General features: G+C 24.1%; 1 pseudogene. It reads right to left on the reverse strand.

Annotated elements, in window-relative coordinates:
* Positions 1-294: pseudogene (locus L8X33_RS08685) on the reverse strand (hypothetical protein); the annotation flags it as partial.
* Between the last annotated feature and the right edge of the window lie 221 nt (positions 295-515).

A 515-nucleotide genomic window follows, 5' to 3' on the forward strand; every position in this document is an offset into this window, starting at 1 on the left:
ATAATTATAATCATTACGATAATATTTACAACCATTAGAAAGGACTTGAGGGAATTTTTTTTCTATGACTTTTAATTGATCCCAAAAATCATCCCCTAAAGACATTTTTTTCATTGCCTCTCCTTTCTTTCTTTCATTTTCCAATATCTCTTCTCTTATTTTTTTATCAAAGATATAAATTCCACCATAATTACTTGCAAGAGTTTCTAATTCACTTGCTTTATTTTCTTTAAAAGCACATGCACCTAAAGATACTAAAGAAAACAAGCTTAGAATTATCATTGTGATTTTCATTTGATACTCCTTTTTAAATTTAATTTTGGAAAATTATCTTACTTTACTTTGAAAAATTATTTTTCTTTGTATTTATTTAAAGACAGTAAAGTCAAATTTTCAAATATATTTTGATCATTTTTGATGATATTTTGCAAGGCGTTTTGCAAATAAGTCATAAAAATATCTTCTTCCATCTCTTTAAATACAGGTGAATACAATTCTTTAGTAATTAATTTTAA

This window comes from Campylobacter sp. CNRCH_2014_2849, from assembly GCF_025772845.1.
GTDB classification, from domain to species: domain Bacteria; phylum Campylobacterota; class Campylobacteria; order Campylobacterales; family Campylobacteraceae; genus Campylobacter_D; species Campylobacter_D lari_D.